This window comes from Mycoplasma sp. HS2188 (assembly GCF_025209835.1).
GTDB lineage: Bacteria > Bacillota_I > Bacilli_A > Mycoplasmatales > Metamycoplasmataceae > Mycoplasmopsis.
On the sequence record NZ_JAOAOI010000047.1, the window covers coordinates 1 to 793 of the forward strand.

Consider the following 793-nt stretch of genomic DNA (forward strand, 5'->3'; position numbering starts at 1 on the left):
ACGCTAAAATTGAAAAAGAAAAAGCAAAATACGAAAAAGAAGTTGGTAAATTAACTCAATTAAAAGACGCTTTAAGCAAATACCCTGATATTCAAAATCAATTGCAAGATGCTTTAGATTCTTCAAATAAAGTTGTTGGTAAAGATGGTTCATCTTACGATCCACAAAAAGCAACAGTTGATAATTTTGTTAATGAAATACCAAAAATTATTGATGCAATAAACAAAGCTAAAACAGCAGCCAAAGAAGCCGCTAAAACTAATTACGATAAAGATTTAGCTGCCGCTAAAGAAGAATCAACAAATACAACTGATCCTAGTTATGAAGGTCAAAAAGCTGATTTTGATAAAAAAATAGCAAAAATTGAAAAACAATTACAAGACGTTCTAAGTGCTGCAGGAAATGACGAGGATAAAATACGTGAAGCTTACGAAAAAACTTCCGCAGCAGTCAATAAAGCTAAAGAAGACTTTATTAACTCAAAAAATAGTGAACAAGCACAAAAAAATAAACAATATATTGAATTAGCTAACCAAGTTGATCAATATTTAGCTAGACCTGAGCTTGCTACTGGCTATGATGACATCAAAAAAACATTAACAGATGTTAAAGAGATAACCGATCAAACTAGTGGGGTGGGTAAACAACCAAGTTTAGAACAAGCATCAAAAGATTACAATGCTTTAAACACTGCGTTTGAAAACCTAAAAACCCAAGAGCAAGTCAGAAGAGATAAAATCACCGAGAGAAATAATAAAGATTCACAATTCAATATAGCATTAGCTAACTATAG

Annotated in this window: 1 protein-coding gene; it reads left to right on the forward strand. The window is 31.4% G+C overall.

Features of this window, described 5'->3' with window-relative positions:
• The coding region (locus N1F73_RS03730; RefSeq protein WP_260360163.1) for a hypothetical protein at positions 1–793 on the forward strand (793 nt) is incomplete at both ends.